The sequence below is a fragment of the Mesorhizobium sp. M7A.F.Ca.US.005.03.2.1 genome, assembly GCF_003997795.1.
GTDB lineage: Bacteria > Pseudomonadota > Alphaproteobacteria > Rhizobiales > Rhizobiaceae > Mesorhizobium > Mesorhizobium ciceri.
The window spans coordinates 1-958 of sequence record NZ_RZRP01001370.1; the positions used below are offsets into that span (position 1 = coordinate 1).

Annotated in this window: 1 protein-coding gene; it reads left to right on the forward strand. The window is 56.6% G+C overall.

Features of this window, described 5'->3' with window-relative positions:
- Positions 1-559: BBE domain-containing protein (locus EN991_RS37850; RefSeq protein WP_206519355.1), on the forward strand; the 559-nt coding region annotated here is incomplete at its 5' end.
- Between the last annotated feature and the right edge of the window lie 399 nt (positions 560-958).

The following is a 958-nucleotide window of genomic DNA, read 5'->3' on the forward strand; positions in this document are numbered from 1 at the left end:
GGTAGAAGGCGCACGTGTGCTGGCGCCGCTGCGAGCTTTCGGTCCCCCAATGCTCGATGCCATCCAGCTAATGCCCTTCCCGACGATGCAGAAGCTGCTTGACGGCGCTTTCCCGGACGGGACCCACAATTTCTGGAAGGCGAGCTTCGTTCCGCAACTTACCGACACGATCATAGACCTGCTTGTCGAGCATGGAAATCGGATGAAGTCGCCTCTTTCGGCCTGCATCGTAGAGTTCTATGGCGGCGCGCCAGGCAGGATCAGTCGCGCTGAATCCGCCTTCGCCCAGCGCGGCGCGGAATACAACATAGGAATGACCGCGCAGTGGGTGGATCCGGCCGAAAGCGAAAGGCATATTGCCTGGGTACGCGCGATGTATGATGCGTTCGAGCCGCATTCGAGCGGAATGCACCTTCTGAACTTTCAGAGCGAGCCCGCGGACCAAGTTATCCGCGCCTCATTCGGCGAAAACTACAGACGGCTTGCGGAAGTGAAAAGCAAATACGACCCGACCAACTTTTTTAGCGTCAACCAAAACATCTCGGCCGCGACACATTAAGCGCCTTCGACAAACTGAGGCGAACTGATCGAAAGTTCCCTTGGGGTCAGCATGATCGCGGGCACCTAGGCATAAGCTCGGGGCTATCAGCACCGTGCATCCGGACGGGTCTCCAGAGGCAGCCGTCATACAGGTGACGTTGGGCAACGACCTCAACATCGTGTTCGACAGCTTTCCCGGAAGTCGGAAGCTGGCAAATATCAAACGAGACAGCCGGATCGCCATGGTGATCGGCTGGAATGAAAATGTCACGGTTCAAAATCGAAGGCCGGGCCCGACCTGCCAAGGCTAACGAATTACAGCGGTTGAGAGATGTCCACGTTGCCAACTGTCCGCTTGAAGCGGAGTTTCTAAAGCAAGGGGCACAACTTTTTACGATTTCGCCTCGATGGATTCGCT